At 68.2% G+C, this 2,014-nt stretch carries 3 protein-coding genes and 1 pseudogene; all 4 read left to right on the top strand.

Annotation, left to right across the window (positions count from 1 at the left end; genetic code table 11):
• The first annotated feature begins 49 nt into the window (after window positions 1-49).
• Entirely contained in the window at window positions 50-490 is a 441-nt protein-coding gene (locus K6I34_RS36235) for a hypothetical protein (RefSeq protein ID WP_229332276.1), read from the top strand.
• A 34-nt stretch (window positions 491-524) separates the two neighbouring features.
• The gene (locus K6I34_RS36230; RefSeq protein ID WP_229332275.1) at window positions 525-821 is read left to right on the top strand and encodes a hypothetical protein; all 297 of its coding nucleotides are present in this window, start codon (window positions 525-527) and stop codon (window positions 819-821) included.
• A gap of 8 nt (window positions 822-829) precedes the next feature.
• The gene (gene tgmB, locus K6I34_RS36225) at window positions 830-1,810 is read left to right on the top strand and encodes an ATP-grasp ribosomal peptide maturase (protein ID WP_229332274.1); all 981 of its coding nucleotides are present in this window, start codon (window positions 830-832) and stop codon (window positions 1,808-1,810) included.
• A pseudogene (locus K6I34_RS36220) lies at window positions 1,807-2,014 on the top strand (protein-L-isoaspartate O-methyltransferase); the annotation flags it as partial. The gene tgmB and the pseudogene K6I34_RS36220, both read left to right, overlap by 4 nt.

The following is a 2,014-nucleotide window of genomic DNA, read 5'->3' as shown; positions in this document are numbered from 1 at the left end:
CCCCCGGAGGGGTGCAGCTCCCCCACCCACACGAGATTGCGCAGAGCTGATGACACTGAACACGGCACGCCTCACGCCACCCGGAACCCGCGTTCGCGGACTGGCGCGCATCACCGACGAGAACGGTCACCTGCTGTACCTGGTCCCCGACAGCGGAGCGGAGTGGCTCCTCCCCGGAGGGCTCGGGCTCCCCGGGGAGTCGGCGGCCGGAGCGCTCGCGTATCACATGCGCCACGCGCTGGCCGTTCAGGTAACTCCGGGCTATGTCCTGGCCGTTGAGGCCTCACCCACCCTGGCAACCGAACCCTCGTACCTGATCGACTGCGGCAAGCTGAGCCCAGAACAAATCCGCAGCCTCCAACTCCCCATCACGACAAGGGCAACCACCCGCGAGTACCTCGCCTACGGCTTCGCCGACCCCGCCGATCTCTCAACTCGACTGCACCCAACCCACCGTAGCCTCTTGAGCGCAGCTACCTGCACGACGTAGCCCCGTACACCACGACGCAAAGGAGAGCACGCCCGTGACCACCGTCGCGCACCCGCGAGAGGCGTTCCCGCTCGCGCCCGAAGGAGCGCGGCTCACTCACAGCAGCGAGCCGCCGACCGGCCCCGTCACCCGCCCCTGGATTCTGCGCTTCGCGCAGGTCCCCGACGCCACGCAGGCGATCGTCAAGCCGCCCTCGGTGTACGACGAACAGGCTCAGATGTCCATCGGCCTGTACGAGGGACCACTGCCCTACATGCAGACGCACAGCCCGACCATTCCGGACGGCAACCCGAACAACCCTCCGCCCCTCGACGAGGGCCCCAAGGACTGAGTGATCCCATGCGACTCGTCCTCGTGATCGCCGCACGTAACGACTGGCCGACCGACCGCGTCGTCAAAGCGCTCACGGAACGAGGGGCAGAGGTGTTCCGCATGGACACCTCCGAGTTTCCGCAAGACCTCGTCCTCGCCGGGCGCATCGACGCCCGGCGAGGATGGGCCGGCGGACTCGCCACCTCGTACCGCGCCATTGACCTCGCCGATGTCAGTGCCGTCTACTACCGCGCACCCAACGCCTTTCGTCTCGCCCCAGGCATGTCCGAGCCCGAGCGCAGGTTCGCTGCGGCCCAAGCCCGTGCAGGGCTCGGCGGTGTCATCTCGGCGCTCCGTTGCCGATGGGTCAACCACCCCGCCGCCATGTCCCGCGCCGAGTACAAACCGATTCAGCTGGCCGCAGCCCACGAGTGCGGACTCGTCATCCCTCCCACCTTGATCACCAACAGCCCCGACGCCGTCCGCGCCTTCGCCGGTGACGTCGCAGGCCCTCTGGTCTGCAAACCCGTCGCCTCCCCCGTGTTCATCGAGGCCGACGAGCTCAAAGTCGCCTACACCCGGAAGCTGGCCGAGCACGACCTCGCCGACCTGCGCGGTATCGACGCCACCGCCCACCTCTTCCAGGCATGGGTCGACAAGGCTCACGAGATACGTCTCACCGTCGCGGGTGACCGCCTGCTCGCCGCCGAAGTACACGCCGGGAGCTCCGAGGCCCACGTGGACTGGCGCAGCGACTACCGCTCCCTGACGTACCGGGCCACCGAAACCCCCGATGACGTCGCCACCGCCGACGTCGCCACCGCCGTGCGACGCTTGATGCGCCGTCTCGATCTCCGCTTCGCGGCCCTGGACTTCATCGTGTCGCCGTCCGGCGAGTGGACGTTCCTGGAAGCGAACCCTTGTGGTCAATGGGACTGGATTCAGCACGCCACCGGCTTACCCATCGCCGAAGCCATCGCCGACGAACTGACAGGAGTCACCGCGTGACCGGCCTCAGTTGCGAAGCCGCCCGACCGTACATGGCCGCGCTCGCCGACGAGCTCATGAAGGCCGGGGCGATCCGCTCCCGCGCATGGGCCGAAGCGTTCGCCGCCGTGCCGCGACACGTGTTCGTGCCGGAGTGGTTCGAGCAGGAGGTAAACGCCGAAGGCATCACAGTGTGGCGACGGCACCGAGCCACCGCCACCGCCA

This window comes from Streptomyces sp. UNOC14_S4 (assembly GCF_020740835.1).
In the GTDB taxonomy this organism is placed as follows: domain Bacteria; phylum Actinomycetota; class Actinomycetes; order Streptomycetales; family Streptomycetaceae; genus Streptomyces.
This window is presented reverse-complemented; position numbering and strand designations above follow the sequence as displayed.